The sequence below is a fragment of the Burkholderia sp. genome (genome assembly GCF_018375725.1).
Classification (GTDB): domain Bacteria; phylum Pseudomonadota; class Gammaproteobacteria; order Burkholderiales; family Burkholderiaceae; genus Burkholderia.
This window is the reverse complement of record NZ_JAHACR010000001.1, coordinates 35,961-52,172: the sequence shown is the minus strand read 5'-3', so window position 1 is coordinate 52,172 and position 16,212 is coordinate 35,961. Positions and strand designations below refer to the sequence as shown.

The 16,212-nt window shown below is 60.5% G+C and carries 12 protein-coding genes; 6 read left to right on the top strand and 6 right to left on the bottom strand.

Going from position 1 to position 16,212, the window contains the following annotated elements:
• Nucleotides 1–42 precede the first annotated feature (42 nt).
• Nucleotides 43–2,976, bottom strand: a complete 2,934-nt coding sequence (locus tag KH616_RS00300; RefSeq protein WP_059888142.1) for a Tn3 family transposase — start codon at nucleotides 2,974–2,976, stop codon at nucleotides 43–45.
• A 206-nt stretch (nucleotides 2,977–3,182) separates the two neighbouring features.
• On the opposite strand from KH616_RS00300, the gene KH616_RS00295 reads away from it, so the two are divergent.
• From KH616_RS00295 to KH616_RS00270, 6 genes are all read left to right on the top strand, one after another.
• On the top strand, nucleotides 3,183–3,572 hold the full coding sequence (locus KH616_RS00295; RefSeq protein WP_292232663.1) for a hypothetical protein: 390 nt from the start codon (nucleotides 3,183–3,185) through the stop codon (nucleotides 3,570–3,572).
• A 410-nt stretch (nucleotides 3,573–3,982) separates the two neighbouring features.
• Nucleotides 3,983–4,747, top strand: a complete 765-nt coding sequence (locus KH616_RS00290; protein WP_292232661.1) for a toxic anion resistance protein — start codon at nucleotides 3,983–3,985, stop codon at nucleotides 4,745–4,747.
• 17 nt (nucleotides 4,748–4,764) lie between these two features.
• Nucleotides 4,765–5,877, top strand: a complete 1,113-nt coding sequence (locus tag KH616_RS00285) for a toxic anion resistance protein (RefSeq protein WP_046196483.1) — start codon at nucleotides 4,765–4,767, stop codon at nucleotides 5,875–5,877.
• Nucleotides 5,874–6,944: a hypothetical protein gene (locus tag KH616_RS00280; protein ID WP_292232658.1), complete on the top strand. Its 1,071-nt coding sequence runs from the start codon at nucleotides 5,874–5,876 to the stop codon at nucleotides 6,942–6,944. Before KH616_RS00285 ends, KH616_RS00280 begins: the two co-directional genes overlap by 4 nt.
• Before the next feature lie 56 nt (nucleotides 6,945–7,000).
• Nucleotides 7,001–7,501: a hypothetical protein gene (locus KH616_RS00275; protein WP_292232656.1), complete on the top strand. Its 501-nt coding sequence runs from the start codon at nucleotides 7,001–7,003 to the stop codon at nucleotides 7,499–7,501.
• Entirely contained in the window at nucleotides 7,491–7,859 is a 369-nt protein-coding gene (locus tag KH616_RS00270) for a hypothetical protein (protein ID WP_292232654.1), read from the top strand. Before KH616_RS00275 ends, KH616_RS00270 begins: the two co-directional genes overlap by 11 nt.
• A gap of 177 nt (nucleotides 7,860–8,036) precedes the next feature.
• Here the strand turns inward: KH616_RS00270 and KH616_RS00265 are convergent, their stop codons facing one another.
• From KH616_RS00265 to KH616_RS00245, 5 genes are all read right to left on the bottom strand, one after another.
• Nucleotides 8,037–8,294, bottom strand: a complete 258-nt coding sequence (locus tag KH616_RS00265) for a PAAR domain-containing protein (protein WP_292232652.1) — start codon at nucleotides 8,292–8,294, stop codon at nucleotides 8,037–8,039.
• Between the two features lie 119 nt (nucleotides 8,295–8,413).
• Nucleotides 8,414–9,913 carry a virulence factor gene (locus tag KH616_RS00260; protein WP_292232650.1) on the bottom strand — a complete coding sequence of 500 codons (1,500 nt, stop codon included), beginning with the start codon at nucleotides 9,911–9,913 and terminating at the stop codon, nucleotides 8,414–8,416.
• Complete coding sequence (locus tag KH616_RS00255) at nucleotides 9,910–12,138, bottom strand: hypothetical protein (protein ID WP_292232648.1); 2,229 nt, start codon at nucleotides 12,136–12,138, stop codon at nucleotides 9,910–9,912. The genes KH616_RS00260 and KH616_RS00255 overlap by 4 nt, the downstream gene beginning before the upstream one ends.
• A 21-nt stretch (nucleotides 12,139–12,159) precedes the next feature.
• The gene (locus KH616_RS00250) at nucleotides 12,160–14,946 is read right to left on the bottom strand and encodes a type VI secretion system Vgr family protein (protein WP_292232646.1); all 2,787 of its coding nucleotides are present in this window, start codon (nucleotides 14,944–14,946) and stop codon (nucleotides 12,160–12,162) included.
• 249 nt (nucleotides 14,947–15,195) lie between these two features.
• The gene (locus KH616_RS00245; protein WP_292232644.1) at nucleotides 15,196–16,206 is read right to left on the bottom strand and encodes a site-specific integrase; all 1,011 of its coding nucleotides are present in this window, start codon (nucleotides 16,204–16,206) and stop codon (nucleotides 15,196–15,198) included.
• Nucleotides 16,207–16,212 lie beyond the last annotated feature (6 nt).

Sequence of the window (16,212 nt, the reverse complement as noted above, 5' to 3'; positions counted from 1 at the left end):
CTCCATGGTGCCGATGCGCCGTCCGTCTCCATCCAGCCCGTTTCATGATCCCGTGCCGCGTTGCCAGGGCGCAGCCTCCAGCAGCACGTCGCCGTATCGGTCGACGGGAAAGCTCAATGTGCCCCTGAAGTTCACGTGCGCAAAATGCGCAGGACCCATCCGACGCAACCACTCGTCGTCGACCTGTCGCCCCTTGTGACGCCAGTCGTTGACCGTCGCCTGCATGCGTTGCGTGTTCCAGGCGATCACGAGGTTCGTCAACAGCGTCAATGACCCCGAGATCGCGACCATTTCATCGCGACGTCGACCGCGCTCGGGGGCCACTCTGCCGGTGTAGATCGCGCGCTGAAGCTGGTGGACCGACTCACCGCGATTCAGCAGCGTATGCAGCTCCCGGCGGAACGCCACGTTGCTGAAGTAATCGCACAGGAAAAGCGTGCGCAGCAACTTGCCGAGTTGATCGCCGGCCCGATGCACCGGGTCGCCTTGTGCGGCACTGCCGAACCGCTGCAGCGCGACCACCGCGCTGACGCGGCCGGACTGAATCGAGGCGACGAGCCGCAGCAGTTCGTCCCAGCCGTCGCGAATTGCCTTGAGCGAAACGTCGTAGGCCACGGCTGGCGCCAGACCTTCGGAGACGGCAAATCCGCGCGGCAAATACAACTTGCGCTCGGCCAGGTTGCGCAGGCCCGGACACAGGTCAAAGCCGAGCAGCTTCGACACGGCCATCCCGACGCTCGTGTACCCGTGCGTATCGACCGAAAGCCGCAGCAGACCGCCATCGTCGCGGCTTTCGTTATGCCGCAGTACGCCTTCGATGGCCACGCCCGCCTGCCGTTCGTTCAGCACGATCGGTTGGTTATAGACAATGCCATGCTGATCCAGCACGTGCGTATAGATGCCGACCGCGTGGGTTCGGCGCCGCGGATCGACGCGGGCATAAAAGAGGTGCGGCGAAGTATCCAGGCTCATGGAATCGCTGGATGCGTGCCGCCCCGTGCCCCACAGTTCGGTAATCGGATGCGTGCGCTGGAACTCGACCACGCGCTCGTTCGCGCGCGCCAGGCGACCGGGCATCTCGAGTGCCCGCATCGCCGTCGCGATAGGCGCCAAGTCGAGTTGTGGGACCATCGCCACGACGCTCTTCGCGTCGAGATCCGTTCCGTGTGCAATCAGCGCCACGTATAACGAGACCAGTTCGTTCGCATCGCGCGCGCGTCGCGCCAGCAGCGTTTCGCTGAAGCCAGTGTGGACATCCATCTCGATGAGCAGATCGGCTAACTGCGTTGTGCCGATTTCCTTGAACATCAAGTCGCGCGTGCGTCTCGGGATCCCGTCGGTGGGCAACGCTTCGAGCGCCGACAGGTGCAATGCGCCGTCGGTCCCGACCGTGACACGCCCAGCCTCCCGCGCTTCCTCGAGTGCCGCCAGCCCCGCCTTCAGGTGGCTCGACAGTCGCGCCAGGAAGGGCTCAGCCTTGTGGGGCAAACCGAGCGATGACAGGTGCCGATCGCGCTCGCGCTCCCACTGCGCCGGCGGAATCAGCATTTGATCGCGGGCGCGGAACGACAGGCTATGGCTGATCCAGACCGAGCCGCGCCGCAAACCCTTGCGTAGCCCCGTGATCGCCGATGCCTCCAGTGCCCGCATCGCCCGTACGCGGTCCTTCCCCTCGACGAGATCCCGCCAGCTTGCGCTCACCGGTACCTCGCAGTCGGCGGGCAGTTCGGTCGCGCCGCGGTCGTGCAGCGTGCCGAGGAGTTCGAGTTGTCGGAGGCTCGGCTCGGCCTCCCGGCCGGACAGTTCCAGTTCGCGTAACGGCACCAGCAGGTTGCGGATGCGATGATGATCATCGGTCAGCGTTTCGCGGACGCTGGCTGCGTGACTCGTCGGCGGCTTGTCCGACAGGTCCTCGAGCAGCTTGCTGATCTCGGCGAGCCGTTCTTCCGCAGAGCGGCGAGTATCGTTGACCATTGCCTTGATCGCAATCAGTTGCTGCCGGTACTCGACAGCGGACCGAGCCTGTTTGACTGTCGTCCGATCGTAGGCGTGCCGGACGAGATCGGAGACGCGGCGCCCCGTTTGGTAGAGCAGCGCGTCGGTCAGCTCCAGCAGCGTGACGTGCAGGAAGAAGATCAGCTCGATCGTCCGCGTCGACGCCTTGAGTTCACGAACCTTGGCGGGACGCCGGGCCTGAATGCGCTGTGCATAGGCGCGTTGTTTCTCGATCGGCACCGCATCCAGGACCCACGTATGGACGCCGAGTGACTTGAGGAAGCGAACCTTCGACAGGGTCTCGGTAATGGTGGACGGGCTGTGTCTTGCCGGCGGCGTCTTCAGCCATTCGAGCACCGTCATCCCCGACGTACCGTGTTGGGTGGACAAAACCGCGTCGGCGCGCACCAGTTGGGCGTTGCTGACGGTCGCCTGGATCGTCGCGAGCAGGCCACGTTCTGCCTCCGCCCAGATCGCTCGCCCCAGGTCCCGTAACGTTCGCTCGGCGGGAATCAAAAGCCGCCGCTCGTACAGCCAGTGGTGCGCATGCTGCACCAGTTCGTCGAGCGCCAGCGATTCGGCAGCATCTTGCCGCATCCACGCTTCGAGGCCAGACCACTGGTCAGCGCCCATCGACGTCAGGCCGAGGTATTCGCACGCCCACACCTGATGCTCGTATTGGGTCTTGTAGCGTTGGTAGAGCGTGCGCAGCGACGCGATCGACGGTGTCGGCAGGCCGAGTCGCTCGCCGACATAGCGCAGCAGTTGCCGTGGCAGGGTCCCGACATGATCCAGCGTGTGGCCGCTGGCCCGCAGAAAGACCAGTTGGACGGCGGCGCCTGCGCGGCGATCGCGCCGGAAACGTTCATTGATCGCGGCCACGTCGCTGTCGCTCAGCGCAAAGTAACGCTCGACGTCGAACTCCGACAGTCGCGCGGGCAAGCGATCCTGCCCCACATACCGAAATTCCAGGCCTGGCATCTACTGCCTCCCGTCACGGTCGCAATTGAAAATTGCGGGCAGATAGCTTACCGCAGATCCCGGCCGGGACTGCCGACGATAGTCAGAATCGACCGCAAAGCCTTGCTACAGAAGGCTTTGCGACGAAACCGCCAGATTTTGCACGAAAAGGATGATTACCCCCATATCGTTCCGGCCGATCGGACCGCTGGATCAAGCTCAAATGCATGAAGCGGCAGGAGTTCGTGATTGGCGGATTCTCGCGCAGCAAGGGCGCGACAGCGGGCGTGCGGGCAGTGCTGCTCGGTGTCTACGACGAGAGCGGCCGCCTGCGTTATGTCGGGAACGTCGCGCCCCGCTTCACGCCGCGCCAGGCGCGGGCGTTCGAAGCGCGGCTGACGGCTTTGGCCCGCAAGCTCCCGCCGTTCGCCAATGCGCCGCAGCCCGAAGGCGATCGCGAGTTTCACTGGCTTAAACCGGAACTCGTCGCCGAAGTGTCGTTCCTCGAATGGACGCCGGCCGGACAGCTCCGGCATCCGTCTTTTCAGGGGCTGCGGGTCGATAAGCCCGCACGGACCGTGACACGCGACTGTCCCGTCGACCCTACCGATCGCTAATTTGCTGGCATCAAATTGCAGCAGGAATCCGGCGCCTCTGAGGTTGTAGCGGCGGATCTGTCCATTTCGCCGCGATCTTTCGCTTTTCCTGACAGGTTGACCGACACCTACGCCAACCGATCAACTGCGCCGCTCGCTAAGGTCGGCCGTGTTTCGACAATCCCGGTCACCCCGTTGGAGCGACGCTGAGCGCTGCAGTCTGGTTCCTCCCCTTCAGAACCATAGCAGCGCTGACGTTAACAGACTGGGCATTATTCGCCTGCACGGCCGAGAATAATGCCCTCACAAGGGGCCTTGAACTGGGTGCAGGACGTGGCAGACTGGGTTTAACTTTGTGATGGGAAGCTCACAATTTCCCGAACTTGTCCCCTTCCCCTTGCTGGGTAGTCGATCAATAACTGAGTTCGTAAATGACCCTGAGCGTTGAACACATCAAGGGGGTAATGCTCCCGCAGCTCTTCGCCAATTCGGCCGCGATCGCGGAATACGGCAATACGGCCGGCGGCGCCGCGGCGATCAACGAGATATCCGATCTGATGGAAAGCGGATCGGTCGGCAAGCTTGCTGAGCGCATCGCCCAGATTGTCGGGAAACTCCAGGATGCCGATCCGGAACGGATCTCGCGCCCCTCGACGTGGTTGGAGCGTCTGACGGGAAAGCCTCTCGAGCGGCAGGTGCGGTATCAGGTGGCTCGAAAGTCCCTCGATGAGCTGATTTCCGATACCGAAGGCATCGCGCAGCGTGTACGCGACACGCTCAAACGGATCGACGAAGTCATCTCAACGCATACGGCCGATTCGGAAGCGCTACGCCTGTACATCCAGGCAGGCCGCGAATTTCTCGACGAGAATCCGGCCGCAGGCGAAATTCAGGCAGGCGTTGTCGAGTTCGATCGGCCGCGCGAACGATTCGCCCGCAAGCTTGCCAACATGGCCACCCTGCTCGCCTCGAATGAAATGAGCATCATCCAGATGAAGATGACTCGTGCCCAGGCGGTCGACATGCTGGATCGCTACAACGAGGCCGTTTCGGTCATGGTGCCTGTCTGGCGCCGGCATACCCTGGCGCTGATCACTACCACCAACATGAACTCGGCTCTCATCAACGAGGCGACGAAGGCGCACCGTGCGCTCGCTACCAGCCTCGCCAAGAGCCTTGAAGGGATCAAACAGTAACCATGGAGAGCACGACGATGAAACTCGATTTGCAAACGCGCCCGACTGCGCCCACCTTCGACCTCACCGCTTCGAACCTCAACGCGCTTGGTCTCCGTGAAGACGATGTCGCCGAAGTGCAGCAGGTTGCGCTTCGCCTCCAACCCACGAATCCACTCAGCGTCGCCGAGTTCGGTCGCGATGTCGCGGAACATACGTCGCGATACGCCGACGGCCTGCTCGAGCAAGTCAGAAATAGCGATCTCGACGAGGCCGGCGCGAAGCTTACGAAGGTCGTGAACATCGCACGTGAGCTGAACGTCTCAGCGCTCTCCAACAATCGCTCGAAGATTCCGGTTGTCGGACCGCTGATCGACAAGTTCCGTGTTCGAACGCGCAATTTCGTCGGCCAGTTCGACACGACGCGCGGCCAGATCGAAAGCCTCGTCGCCGAGGTCCAGACCACCCAGGAAAACGTCGCGCAACGTAACGAAGGCCTCGAGCAGATGTTCGGCGCCGTCCGCGAGGAGCATCGTCTGCTCGGCATCCATATCGCGGCCGGCAAGATCCAGTACGCGCAGCTTACCCGGCAGGCCGAGGATCTGCGTCAACAGGTCGGCAACGACCCCGCCCGCCTGCAGGAACTGTCCGATCTCGACGCCTACAACGCGAATCTCGACAAGCGGATCGGCGACCTGACCGCCCTGCAGCAGAACGCGATGCAGACGCTGCCGATGATCCGCATGATCCAGGCCAACAACCAGATGTTGGTCGACAAGTTCCACACGATCCGCGAGATCACGGTGCCGGCTTGGAAGCGCCAGTTCATGCTCGCGCTTTCCCTAAATGAGCAGCGCAACGCGGTGGATCTGGCCACGACGATCGACGACACCACGAACGACCTGCTCCGGCGGAACGCAGCCCTTCTGCACCGTAACTCGGTCGAAACGGCCCGTGCGAACCAGCGCCTGGTCATTGACGTCGACACACTGCAGACCGTCCAGTCCGAGTTGATCAGCACCGTCCAGGACGTCATTCGTATCCAGAAAGATGGCGCGGCGCAACGCGCTGCAGCCGAAAAACAGATCGAAGCCATGCGTCTCGACCTGCGTGCCAAGCTCACGAATCAGGGCGTGCGGGAGGTTGCGTGAGTGCACAGGTAACCGACTTTAACGCGGAGATCGTTACGCTCGGAAAGCGGGCGTCGAAACTCGTCAAGTGGGGGGCGCTCGCGGGTGTTGCCGCTGCCGTGTCTGCGGGGCTGGCCGTGTACTTCGGGCTCAAGGCTCATTGGGCGGCGCCGGTGGCCGTGCTCAGCTCGCTCGACATTCCGCAATCGATCATCGCGCATATTTCCGATGCCGTGCCCAGCGGCGGGGATGGCTCTCCGTTTTCAGGTTCTCCGCTTTCTGGTGCGATCGAATCGATGGCTTCCGTGCTGTCAGGAGTGGGGAGGTTCCTTGCGCCTTTGTCGCTCATTCTCGGCGTGCCAATGATTTTCCTCAGCGAGGACGGCGGAATGAGAGTGGCCGGCAAGCTGGCCGTCGGAGCCGGGATACTTATGACGGCGCCAATGCTGATGATCTCCATGGTCGGCGGTCTGCCTAGTGGTGATAGCGCATCGCAGATGAGCCAGCGGCAGGTCTTCATGCAGGCCGTCGATTCTCAGGACACGAAATGGCTGCGGCAGGCTTTTGCAAAACCGTCGACCGTGGCCGACCAATATGTGCTGGCACAGCTCGACGTCATCGACAATAGCGCGGACCATCTGGGGTCCTTCGCGCAGACGATGAGCAACTCCCCGGAAACGCTCCAACACGCTGGTCTGACGCCGCGTCCCGACGTTGCATACGCGATCGACGAGACATACTTCAAAGAGCCTCGATCGAACTGGGCGAAATCGTATTTCCAGGATGCAACTGACCGTGTCCGGAGGTTCAAGTCGTGGGAGCACGCCGAGATCCGTACGACTGGTCTGTTCTTGGCCATTTCGCTTGGGCTTCTTGGCTTCGGGAGATCGATCCGGGCCCGATTGCGGCGCATCGATCTGCTGCAACAGCACACGCGATTAATGCGCTTTTCAGATCTCACTGAGGATCAAATCGTGCAAGCCCTCCGCCTATTCCCAGGCGTGAATAGCGAGCACCCGTTCTACTACGTTATCGACGATGAAGGCAACGTCCAGCGACGAGAAGCGATGGATGCAGTGCTAACATGACGCCCGTGCGGCCAGGACTTCCTGGCCGCAGTCACATTCCATACCTGCAGATACCAATGAGCGACAGTTCACAGCGACTGACAATCAGCATCAACGATCAATGCTACTGGGGCGCCTGCCTTTCGATTGCGGCATCGTCTGCCATCATAGACAAGTCATGGGGGACACTCCTATGGGCGATCGCCATCGGTGTGCTCCTGTTTCTGCCGACACTGGCTCGCCGAGCTTGGCATCGGGAGATTCGCGGTGCAAAAGTGGCAGCGATCGCACTGCTTGCTGTGTTCTTTACCGTCATTGCGATGGCGGTCGCTTCTATAACGGAACGTCTCACTCTCATAAACGCCGAAACGTATCCGGCCTGGCTGGCAAACGGCCACGTGGTGCTCGGTAGTACGAACGCGGAAAGCCCGCTGTTCAATGACATGACGGAACGCATCTGCCGCGGCAGGCGGGGTCCGAAGATGATTCTGCATAAGGCCGGCGGGGAAATTGTTATTCGCTGCGATCCCTTCTCTTACTGGCCCTTCACTCGAACATACGTCGGCTATGAAAAATGATGCAGCAAGTGGAACCCTCCCGACAATTGGTCGCTGGGTCTTGAAAAACTTGACGATTCCAACCGCCTTTACGCTGGCCGGGATCGTCTTTGGTGCCTTCCACCAGAGCCACGAAGTCGACTCGTGGGAGTACACCGCCCTGAGCGAGAACTGGGACCGCCTATCGCCTGCAACACAACGGACCATCGCCGACCTTCTCAGCGCACATGGGAAGATTTCACGATGGGAGTATCAGCCCGCGCTCTTCGACGCGCTGATGCACGACACTGGCGGATACACGGTCACCACGACCGACTATCCCGTGCAGGCTGCACGCGAACGGCTGGTTGCGAAGGTTCGGAATTCCCATTTGGATTGAGCCTGAAATGAACAACCCCGAAGATCGCCAAGTCGTGGATTCGCAGGCCGTTTTGCTGAAGAGACATGCTGGCCTAGGGAGATTCTTGCCTAGAATTGCCTCCCGCCATTCGGCTCGCAACAGTCCTTGAGTTTGACTATAGCGATCGATCTGCGACAGCCGTCAAAGTCGTCGTATTCAAGGACGCCCGGATGTTGGTATCGAAGAAATGAGCACCGCCCCACATGAGGTTTTGTGTCCTTCGAACGATGCAAAGCTCCCTTCCACATCGAAATCCGAGTCACCTTCAACAATCAGGCACTCACCATGGACAGGACAGGAACAGCGATCGCCGACTCGAGCGACTGGCCGTCCCAAGACTTCGCTGTTTGCTGCTCCCGAATCGACACGCCCGCCGTGGCTATGTACGTCCCCCACCCGAATAATGCCGCGCATGGTAGTTCTACCTCCTTTTCAAACAGACGCATACCCTACCCAATCGCACCTTTTCTCTGCGGCAGATAGGCAATTCACCCTCGACCGTGATGACCGACGCCAAGCATCAACCCAGTCGCTTAGAAGCTATAGCCTTGCCCGTACCGGCTGTAATCGACGTCGTGCCGTTTCCCCCACCAGGGCAGATAAGCGTTGCCCTCGCCTGCCGCACGGAACCACGGCTTTTTGGGGTCGATCGGATTCAACTTCGCCGGCGGCACCACGACGACCGCGGTCGGATGCTCGGCGTCGGTCGTGCCGGCCACCAGCATATTCCCACCGAGATGGTTTGCACGGCCGATCGCCAGCGCCACGTCCGTCAACGCGGTACCGGCGCCCATCTCGCCAAGCAGAGCCGGCGTATTGAATGTCTGTTTCTGGTAATCGTATTCCGGCAGCACCTCGGTCAGCGTCTGCGACAAAGCGCCAAGGCGAGCGGACGCGGCGTCACTCCCCTTGCCGGCGTCGTGGACCACATAATGCAGGTCGGTCGTCTCCACACCGGCATTGTGCGCGGCCTGCTCGATGGTCGATTTCCAGGCCTGAACCGCGCGGGTTGTACCGGACTTCTTTTCGAAGTCGTTCACGTTGCCGACGGCGGCTCGTCCAATCCAGGCAAGCGGTTCTCGCCCCGTCTCAAAGGCCGGGCCCGTCAGAACGAGCAGCACCATGTTCTCGTTCATCTGGTTGTCCTTCGGCGGAAAGCTCGGCGCGTCCCAGTTCATCACCCATACGCTTTGATCAGGATGCGCTTGCAGATAGTCGAGCGCGCGATTCAGCGAAGTAAAGCCTGCGTTCGGGCCGCCCGGCGTGACATGGACATCAGGCGGGGTGTCTTTACTCCAAAGAGTAGGTGCGTCCACGTTTCCAATTTCGAACGCAGACGTAAAGTCTTTCACCAGGAATTTTCGTGATGCTTCCGGATCGAGGCGTTTCTCGGGAATTGCGAACTCGATATGCATGCCTGCGAGTTCTCGCCAATTCTTCCGGTCCTTGGAGTGAACGTTGTAGAAGTACGATGGATTCGTGACGTAAGTCTCGCCGAACAAGACGAGCAGCTGTTCAACATATTTCTCGTAGAACCCATCGAACGTCTCACGGCCATCATTACCGTACGCGACACCAGCAACCGGTTGAACGGCGGTGAAGCCCTTCGGATCCTCTTTCACCATGTCGTCGTGCTCATTGGGCTTGGCAAGGCCCATCGTCCAAAGCAACTGCCATTCGGTTGGATAGTCGCGCCGCTGCAGCGGGTTTAGCCACGCCAGTCCGACGACTTGTGCACGGAACGGTCGATCAGGGACGGCAGCTGCCGCTGCAACACTTGTCGCAGTGGCCGTCGTTGTCACCGCAGCCTTTTCTATGCCGGATTTCCGAAGCCCCGCCCATAGCGCAAATACGGCAACCACAACTAGGAGCGGCAACACAATCAATCGTTTCATCCATTCCTCAACCGAGAGCGGCTGCGTCGCAGCCTGCTGAGCATAATACGTCCACGAGGCCGTTACTGCGACAGACAAGAGCAGAACGGCGAGCGCGACGCCAACACGTCGCGGCCAAGTCGAGAGAAGGGTATTCATAGGGCGTGCGTCGCACCGAGGATCATCCCGCCATCTCGCTCGTCAACGATCTTCTTCGGCATGTGTGCTTCGGGGTCCGATTTCACCCAGCGTGATAGGAATTGCCCGTTCATTCTTCCCCAAACGAAATACTCCGCATACTTCTGGTGCGGATTGCTCTTGTCGAGTCCCTTAACGAAGCGCCAGTCCGCCTCGATACGCAGATCCTTCCAGTCTTCTGGCGTCAGTTTGCACACGCCGATCGCGATGTCGTAGGCGAGAGCGTGCTCCGCGTGCATCGCGTTCGTCATGATCGTCGAATGGTTTGTCGGATTGTTCTTCTCTGTCGCCCCGAGATAAGCCGTCACGGTGGACGACGAATACTGCCTCGCCTTGCCGTCAGCATTGGAACCGGGTTGCTCCGAGGTCACATTCCCATCTGCGTCAATGAGCGCGCCGTTTCCTTGCTCACGTTGGCGGACGGTCTGTCGCACAACCGCGTGCAATTCGTACCGCATATCTGCTTCGCTATCCTCGTTCCCAAGCGGCGTGGCGCCCTTGTAGTTGTCGATCGCGTCTCCTGGCTTTTTGTCAGCAGCAGCCTTGTCTCTATCACGAGCGGCCGCCACCGGGTCATTGCCCTCATTAAAGACGCTGGTCGCGGCCGGGCCGTCATGGACTGGTGCGAGCGGGCTTCCGAATTTCATTGCCACAGGGGTGAACGGGTGGTCCAGCTTTGGAGCGTCGATCGGAATTGCCCACCAGTCGGGTGGCGTCGCATTGACAGCCGGTCCTGCCAGGTTTATCAGCGAGCCGATACCTCGCATCTGCCAGATCCCCCACATGTCGTGAAGAGTCGTTCGGTTCTGCAATGATTTGGCGATCGAAAATCGTGCCTCGGGCGACGGGGGATACCAGAAGCCCTTCGTCTTTCCTTTCTTGTAGCGCCAGTCATTCTTCGTGTAATCGTAAAGTTCGCCGGGCTTTTGGCCTACAAGGTAGCCCGAAGCGAACACCCGCTGCGTGAAGCAATCAGCACCGCCTGTGACTTCTATCTCGTACTCGCTCAAGCCACGCCAGCCGATCCCCTGGACGGTTGTTGCCGAGATTACTTGATCATGCGGGCAGCAGTAGAGCGTGACGCGGCCATATGTGCGGTACATGTTTCCGTAACCCGTCGGCCCCATTGACGTCTTACCCCAAACCTGAAGGCCATGGGCCTCGCGATCCGCGGCGGCCGTGTACGGCTTGCCCTTCGACGACGTGCACACGTTTGACATCTCTGGATCGATATCGCCCGGCATAGGTTCGAGGGCTGCGCGCGCACGGATGATGTCGAAGAAGTTCGACAGGGTGTGGACCCGGGCCTCCCATGTCTCGCGGCCGCGTCGACCCTCTGAATCTTTTGCACGGCGTTGAGTCCAGGAATCGGGCACGTTGCTGGCGACCAAGCTGTACGGCGCGTTTGCCAATACATAGGCGTCGGCGACGCAACGGCCGGACTTCCCCTGACCATCCTTCACATCCGGCAATTGGTCGCCCAGAAACGCTGCGGTGAGCCCGACTATGTTGCCTTGACTATGACAAACCACGGTGATTGGACAATCCGCTTGCTTTTTTCTGATCGACTCGATCAATTTTGCGAGGCGCAGCGCAGCCATCACACCGTATTGGCGGTTTGGTGTCGAGTACACCATGCGGGCGTCAACGGGATTCAAATCCTGGACCGATAGCCAGAGGAACAGTCGGTCGTTGACCCCGACATTCCACAAATCCGCAAGACTCGAGCACCCATTTGCGAACGGCCCACCACCCCAGTAATTTTGTTCATTCAGAAAAATGTTGCCGCCAAACTCCTGCAGTTCTTCCTTGTTCGCCTTATGTCCCCAGCGGAAATGAATGACCGGTGACCACGACGGGTCGGGTTGCACGTAGGTTTGCGGCGTCATCTTCGGATTGATGAAGCCGTCCTTCGTGAGGAACTTGATGTACTTGGCCGGGGTGAGTTGTCCACCTTCCGGTCCTTTGAACATCATCTGGTCGTCGAGCCGCCCAAGGCGCCGGTTCAATCCGCGGCAGAGACCCTCTTCGGCTGGACCGAACCACTCGCCCTCGGAGTTGACTCCGTGGACGAAAATCACGACGCCAGGCAACGGCATCGGCTTGACCGCGATGAGTTCCTTTTTCTTGTTCGGCAGCACGGTACCCTTGGCGGTTGCGACCGGACTGCGGTGTGTTGTGGACATGATCTGTACCTTGTCGCGCGCTTACGCGTCTTTCTCGAAGAATTTGACGACAACCTGTTCGAACTGGTCATGGTCGATTGGGGTCATCGTGCCGGCGCTGCTCGTCTGCTCCTTCGCTATTTCCCCTGACGCCGAATGCACCTCGCCCATATAACCCTCGATCGGATTTCCGTCGGACGCTCGCACCAGTTTCGGCACACGCCCTAGTGGTGCTCGATCAAACTTTGGCATGTCCGTGCCCATGCTCGCTGGACCTTGCCACGAATGGCCAGCGGACTTCACTGTGAATTTTCCCGGACACCCGAGCTCGATATCGCTGCCGTGGAGCTTCAGGTACGCCCCGCCCGACGTCGTGAAGACCACTTGGTCGTTCGCCATACCTGTGATCTTGCCGTCGGCGGCCGCGAACTGAATGTTTTTCGCAGACTCAATATGCGTGTCGTCGTTCTGGCTCTGCAGCGTGACCCTGCCCTGGTTCGCGATCGCTGATACGCCATCGCTGTGGGCGAACATCGCGACGCCGCGGCCGCCGTGCAGATTGATGCGCTGGCCGCTGGTCAGTTGCACGTGCTGCTGCGCGACCTGGTCGATGTTTTCGCCCGCATACGTCACGTGCGTCTTCGGTGTGATCGCGACCGAGCCGGCCTGCGCGCCGAACGCCATCAGCGCCTGCGAGCCGCTCGCGGCGCCGGTCCCGGTTTGCGATCCACCGCCGGCGGGCGCCCAGTTCTTGAACGCCGCGGCGATAGCCTGCTGGCCGGCAGTATCGGCAACCTGTCCGCCATGCTCGCCCGCATAGTCGCCCAGCGACTTGAACAATTCGGTGCACTCGCCGAGCAGCTGCAGCAGCTCATCGCGGTCAAGCTGTCCTCCACTCGCCTGCGAGCGAGCATAGGTCGTTAGCAAGATGCCTTGCGCTGCACGAAGAGCGGCTGCCGCGTCGGTACGCAGCTCCGCGCCTTCGCCGCGATCCTTCCCTTGACCGTCCTGGCGCGGCTGCGTCAGGTAGCCCAGATTCAGCTGCGAATGCGCATGCTCGCTCGCTAGCTGGCTGGAAATTTGGCCCGGCGTGTCGTCGAGCCGCAGCTGGTTATAGCGCTGACCCTTGATTTCCTTTGTCTTGATGCCAGACACATACCGATTGCCTGGCAGCGAACCGGTGTGGGTGAACGCCGCCGGCGGATTCGCACCGTTTCCAAGGACTGCGATAATCACCAACCGGTCGGGATCACCACCGATCGCGCCGAGCAGGACTTCCATTCCGCGGCGCGGAAGGAACGACGCGCCGAATTGCGTTCCCGCTAAACTCGAAGCCACACGGATCGGTGCGCTGTCCCCGGCATTGTCGTTCGTGCCGGCTCCCTGTGCATGTGAGTGATCAGCGGGATCCAGGCCGTGGATTCGCACGTAGACCCGACCGAGCTCGTCGCTAACAACCTCGTCGCCATCGCGTGTGACGATGACGCCAGTCAACAGATGGACAGGAGGGAGATCGATCTTCGGATCGTACGCCGGCGTGATCGGGATGCCGCGTCGCACGCATGTGAACGTGTTCTCGTAGCGCGTGTCGGATTCGGCGGATGACTGCAGTGCTGGTGTGGGCGATGGAAACGCAAGGTTCCTGCTTGCTGCGAACAGCGTGTGCACACGCTCAGTCAGCCCTTTCGGCAGGTTGTTCGAGACGTCGTGTCGAATTGACGTGACGACGAACTGCCGCTTATCAATCGACTGCATGTCCAGTTCGGGATCGCCGGTCAGTGTGATCCACGTCCCGACGGCGAGGTCGCGAATGCCGCTCGCGCCGTCGAACTGCTCGGCTTCGAACTGATGCGCGAGCATTCTCGAGAGAGTGAGGCGCTCTTGATCGTCCCACGAGTCCCCAGCGTGCGGGATGTCGATCGCCACGTCGGTCAAGAGCGTTGCCAGATCGTTGCCAGTCTCGCCTTGATCGACAGTCCCGGTGACGGTCGACTCGTCAATACGTGCCTTTTTATAGTCCCACGACGGGCGGCTGGCTGAGCCCGGCACCAGTCGTGCGTGCATCGCGAACAACGTGACGGTATCCCGCTCCTCGGTGCCGGCATCGCGTGGGTGGAGGCGTACTGTCCCGGCCGGTGCTTCCTGCAACGAGTCGGGGTTGTCGCAGCACACCAGGGTGTGGACCGGTGTATCGTCTTGTGTGCTCGAGCCGCCCTTTGCGGCACCGGCCTTGACGAAGATCGAGATCCCTTCGCGGCGCAACAGGCGGCGGACAAACGCGGCGTCCGACTCATTCACCTGTCGAGTCAATTCGCGGGGCGGGTAGCGATCGCGATTCAGAAAGGACAAGTCGAACTCAAACGCGCGAGCGAGGGCGGGACTACGCTGCCGCCACTCGTTGAACATCACCGCTAGGACGTCGACAACGCTTTGCTTACGGAACACACGCGAGTTTGTGCGCTTGTCCATCAGCGAGAGCGCGTCGCACACGGTCAGCTGATACACGCACAGTTCGCCATCGCTTTGGCCGATCTGCACGTTCTGGATAATGGCGTTGATGAAGTGCAGGTGGCCGCGGTCGGTGACGAGTCGCACCGAGACGGGTACGCCAATAAATAGACGCGGCGACAGATCGTGTCTCGTCGACACGCATGTTAAATGCCCACGGATGCCGGTCATCAACCCCTCGCGAACGTTTGCGTGCTGAAGCGCAAGCAAGCGTCCCAAGCTGCCTTGCAACCGTCCGAAATTCAATGCGATCGGCCGACGGTTCCAGTCGACCGCCCCCGACGCGAAGCTGCTTATTGTTTCGCTTAGCGACACAGCCATTCTCTCAATATTGTTGAAAACGTATTGAATTCGGCTGCGCGACTCGCGTCACGGCATGGTCGCACCACCGGGTAATGGCAGAGAGGATAGCAAAATTGTGCAGATAGTCTGACTTTTATGGGCGTCCTTGCCCAGACATCGTCCGCATTTGACCAAAATTAACAAAAACTGCCTGTCTGATGCCAGTCAGCATTCTGTCAATCGAGGACCGGCACTGAGAGAATTGCCAGGATGCGTCTTCTTGAATGATCAAACAGGACGGCGATCCCCGGTACTCCATAGCCCTCGAAGCCGCGCAATACGAAAAAGTTGGTAGTCGGTTTCGAGACCCATCCATGAGCGGAGATCGTTCTGGTTCGTGCCAGCCATGAGATTCCGCAAAGCATAGGTGTTGCGAAGCACCGCAGCGCCCTTGTCCTGTCCGTCGAATCCGACCGCCTCGAGCGCGGCGCTGATCAGTGAGTACACGCTGTTCTCGGCCAAGGGCTCATCTGACGGCACGGGATCGCCGCCGCCCGCGCTTGATGGAAACAGGTAGCGCCACTCTCCGCCCCGTTCTTCAAGGCATCGGATCCACGTCGTCAGAGGCTCGACACACAATCTGGCGAGGGGCACAACGTGAGCACGGCGCGAACCACTCGCCGTACCTGGCGTGACCAGCCGCTCGTTCGTGATCTCAACCTTTTCGAGTTCGATGTGGATGCCTTCGAACAGCGTGAGGCCTGCCCCAGAGAAAAGAGCCAGCATTGCCCTGTTTCGGCATCCAGTCCAAGTGTTCGTTGGCATCGAAAGGATTCTCTCGCGCAAGCGAGCATCTTGCATCGAATCGAGGCACTCGGGAAGCTTGCCTTCTGACCGATCTCCAGTGCGCTTGCTGAATTCGGCCAGCAACGCGGCCGCGGGATTGGCCTCTCGAAGGCCCAGATCAACCAGGTGCTCGAACACGTCGTTGATCAACCGAACGTACCTCTGCGCGGTACCGCGCTCAGCCGCTACCTTTCTGGTCGCGTTGCCCTCGCCAGCTTCACGCTTCCCTGCCAGCGTCGACAGAAACAACTGTATCTCGTCGGGGCCGACCGACAGAACGGAGGCCGGTTCGTCCCGACCGTAGAGGAATTTCAGGAACTTGCCGTACATCGAGGCACGCTGCTTCAGCGTCTGCGAACTGAAGGGGTTCCCACGGCCGTCGACGAGCTCTCGTTGCCATTCGACGAACGCGGCGGGATTCACGCTATCCCAGTTGACTGTCGGCTCTGCCATGTTCGA

Coding starts and splice junctions, on each gene's coding strand:
- KH616_RS00285 (WP_046196483.1), top strand. CDS start 4,765: ATGAAACTCGATTTGCAAACGCGCCCGACTGCGCCCACCTTCGACCTC.
- KH616_RS00245 (WP_292232644.1), bottom strand. CDS start 16,206: ATGGCAGAGCCGACAGTCAACTGGGATAGCGTGAATCCCGCCGCGTTC.
- KH616_RS00290 (WP_292232661.1), top strand. CDS start 3,983: ATGACCCTGAGCGTTGAACACATCAAGGGGGTAATGCTCCCGCAGCTC.
- KH616_RS00250 (WP_292232646.1), bottom strand. CDS start 14,946: ATGGCTGTGTCGCTAAGCGAAACAATAAGCAGCTTCGCGTCGGGGGCG.
- KH616_RS00260 (WP_292232650.1), bottom strand. CDS start 9,913: ATGAATACCCTTCTCTCGACTTGGCCGCGACGTGTTGGCGTCGCGCTC.
- KH616_RS00270 (WP_292232654.1), top strand. CDS start 7,491: ATGAAAAATGATGCAGCAAGTGGAACCCTCCCGACAATTGGTCGCTGG.
- KH616_RS00265 (WP_292232652.1), bottom strand. CDS start 8,294: ATGCGCGGCATTATTCGGGTGGGGGACGTACATAGCCACGGCGGGCGT.
- KH616_RS00295 (WP_292232663.1), top strand. CDS start 3,183: ATGAAGCGGCAGGAGTTCGTGATTGGCGGATTCTCGCGCAGCAAGGGC.
- KH616_RS00275 (WP_292232656.1), top strand. CDS start 7,001: ATGAGCGACAGTTCACAGCGACTGACAATCAGCATCAACGATCAATGC.
- KH616_RS00255 (WP_292232648.1), bottom strand. CDS start 12,138: ATGTCCACAACACACCGCAGTCCGGTCGCAACCGCCAAGGGTACCGTG.
- KH616_RS00300 (WP_059888142.1), bottom strand. CDS start 2,976: ATGCCAGGCCTGGAATTTCGGTATGTGGGGCAGGATCGCTTGCCCGCG.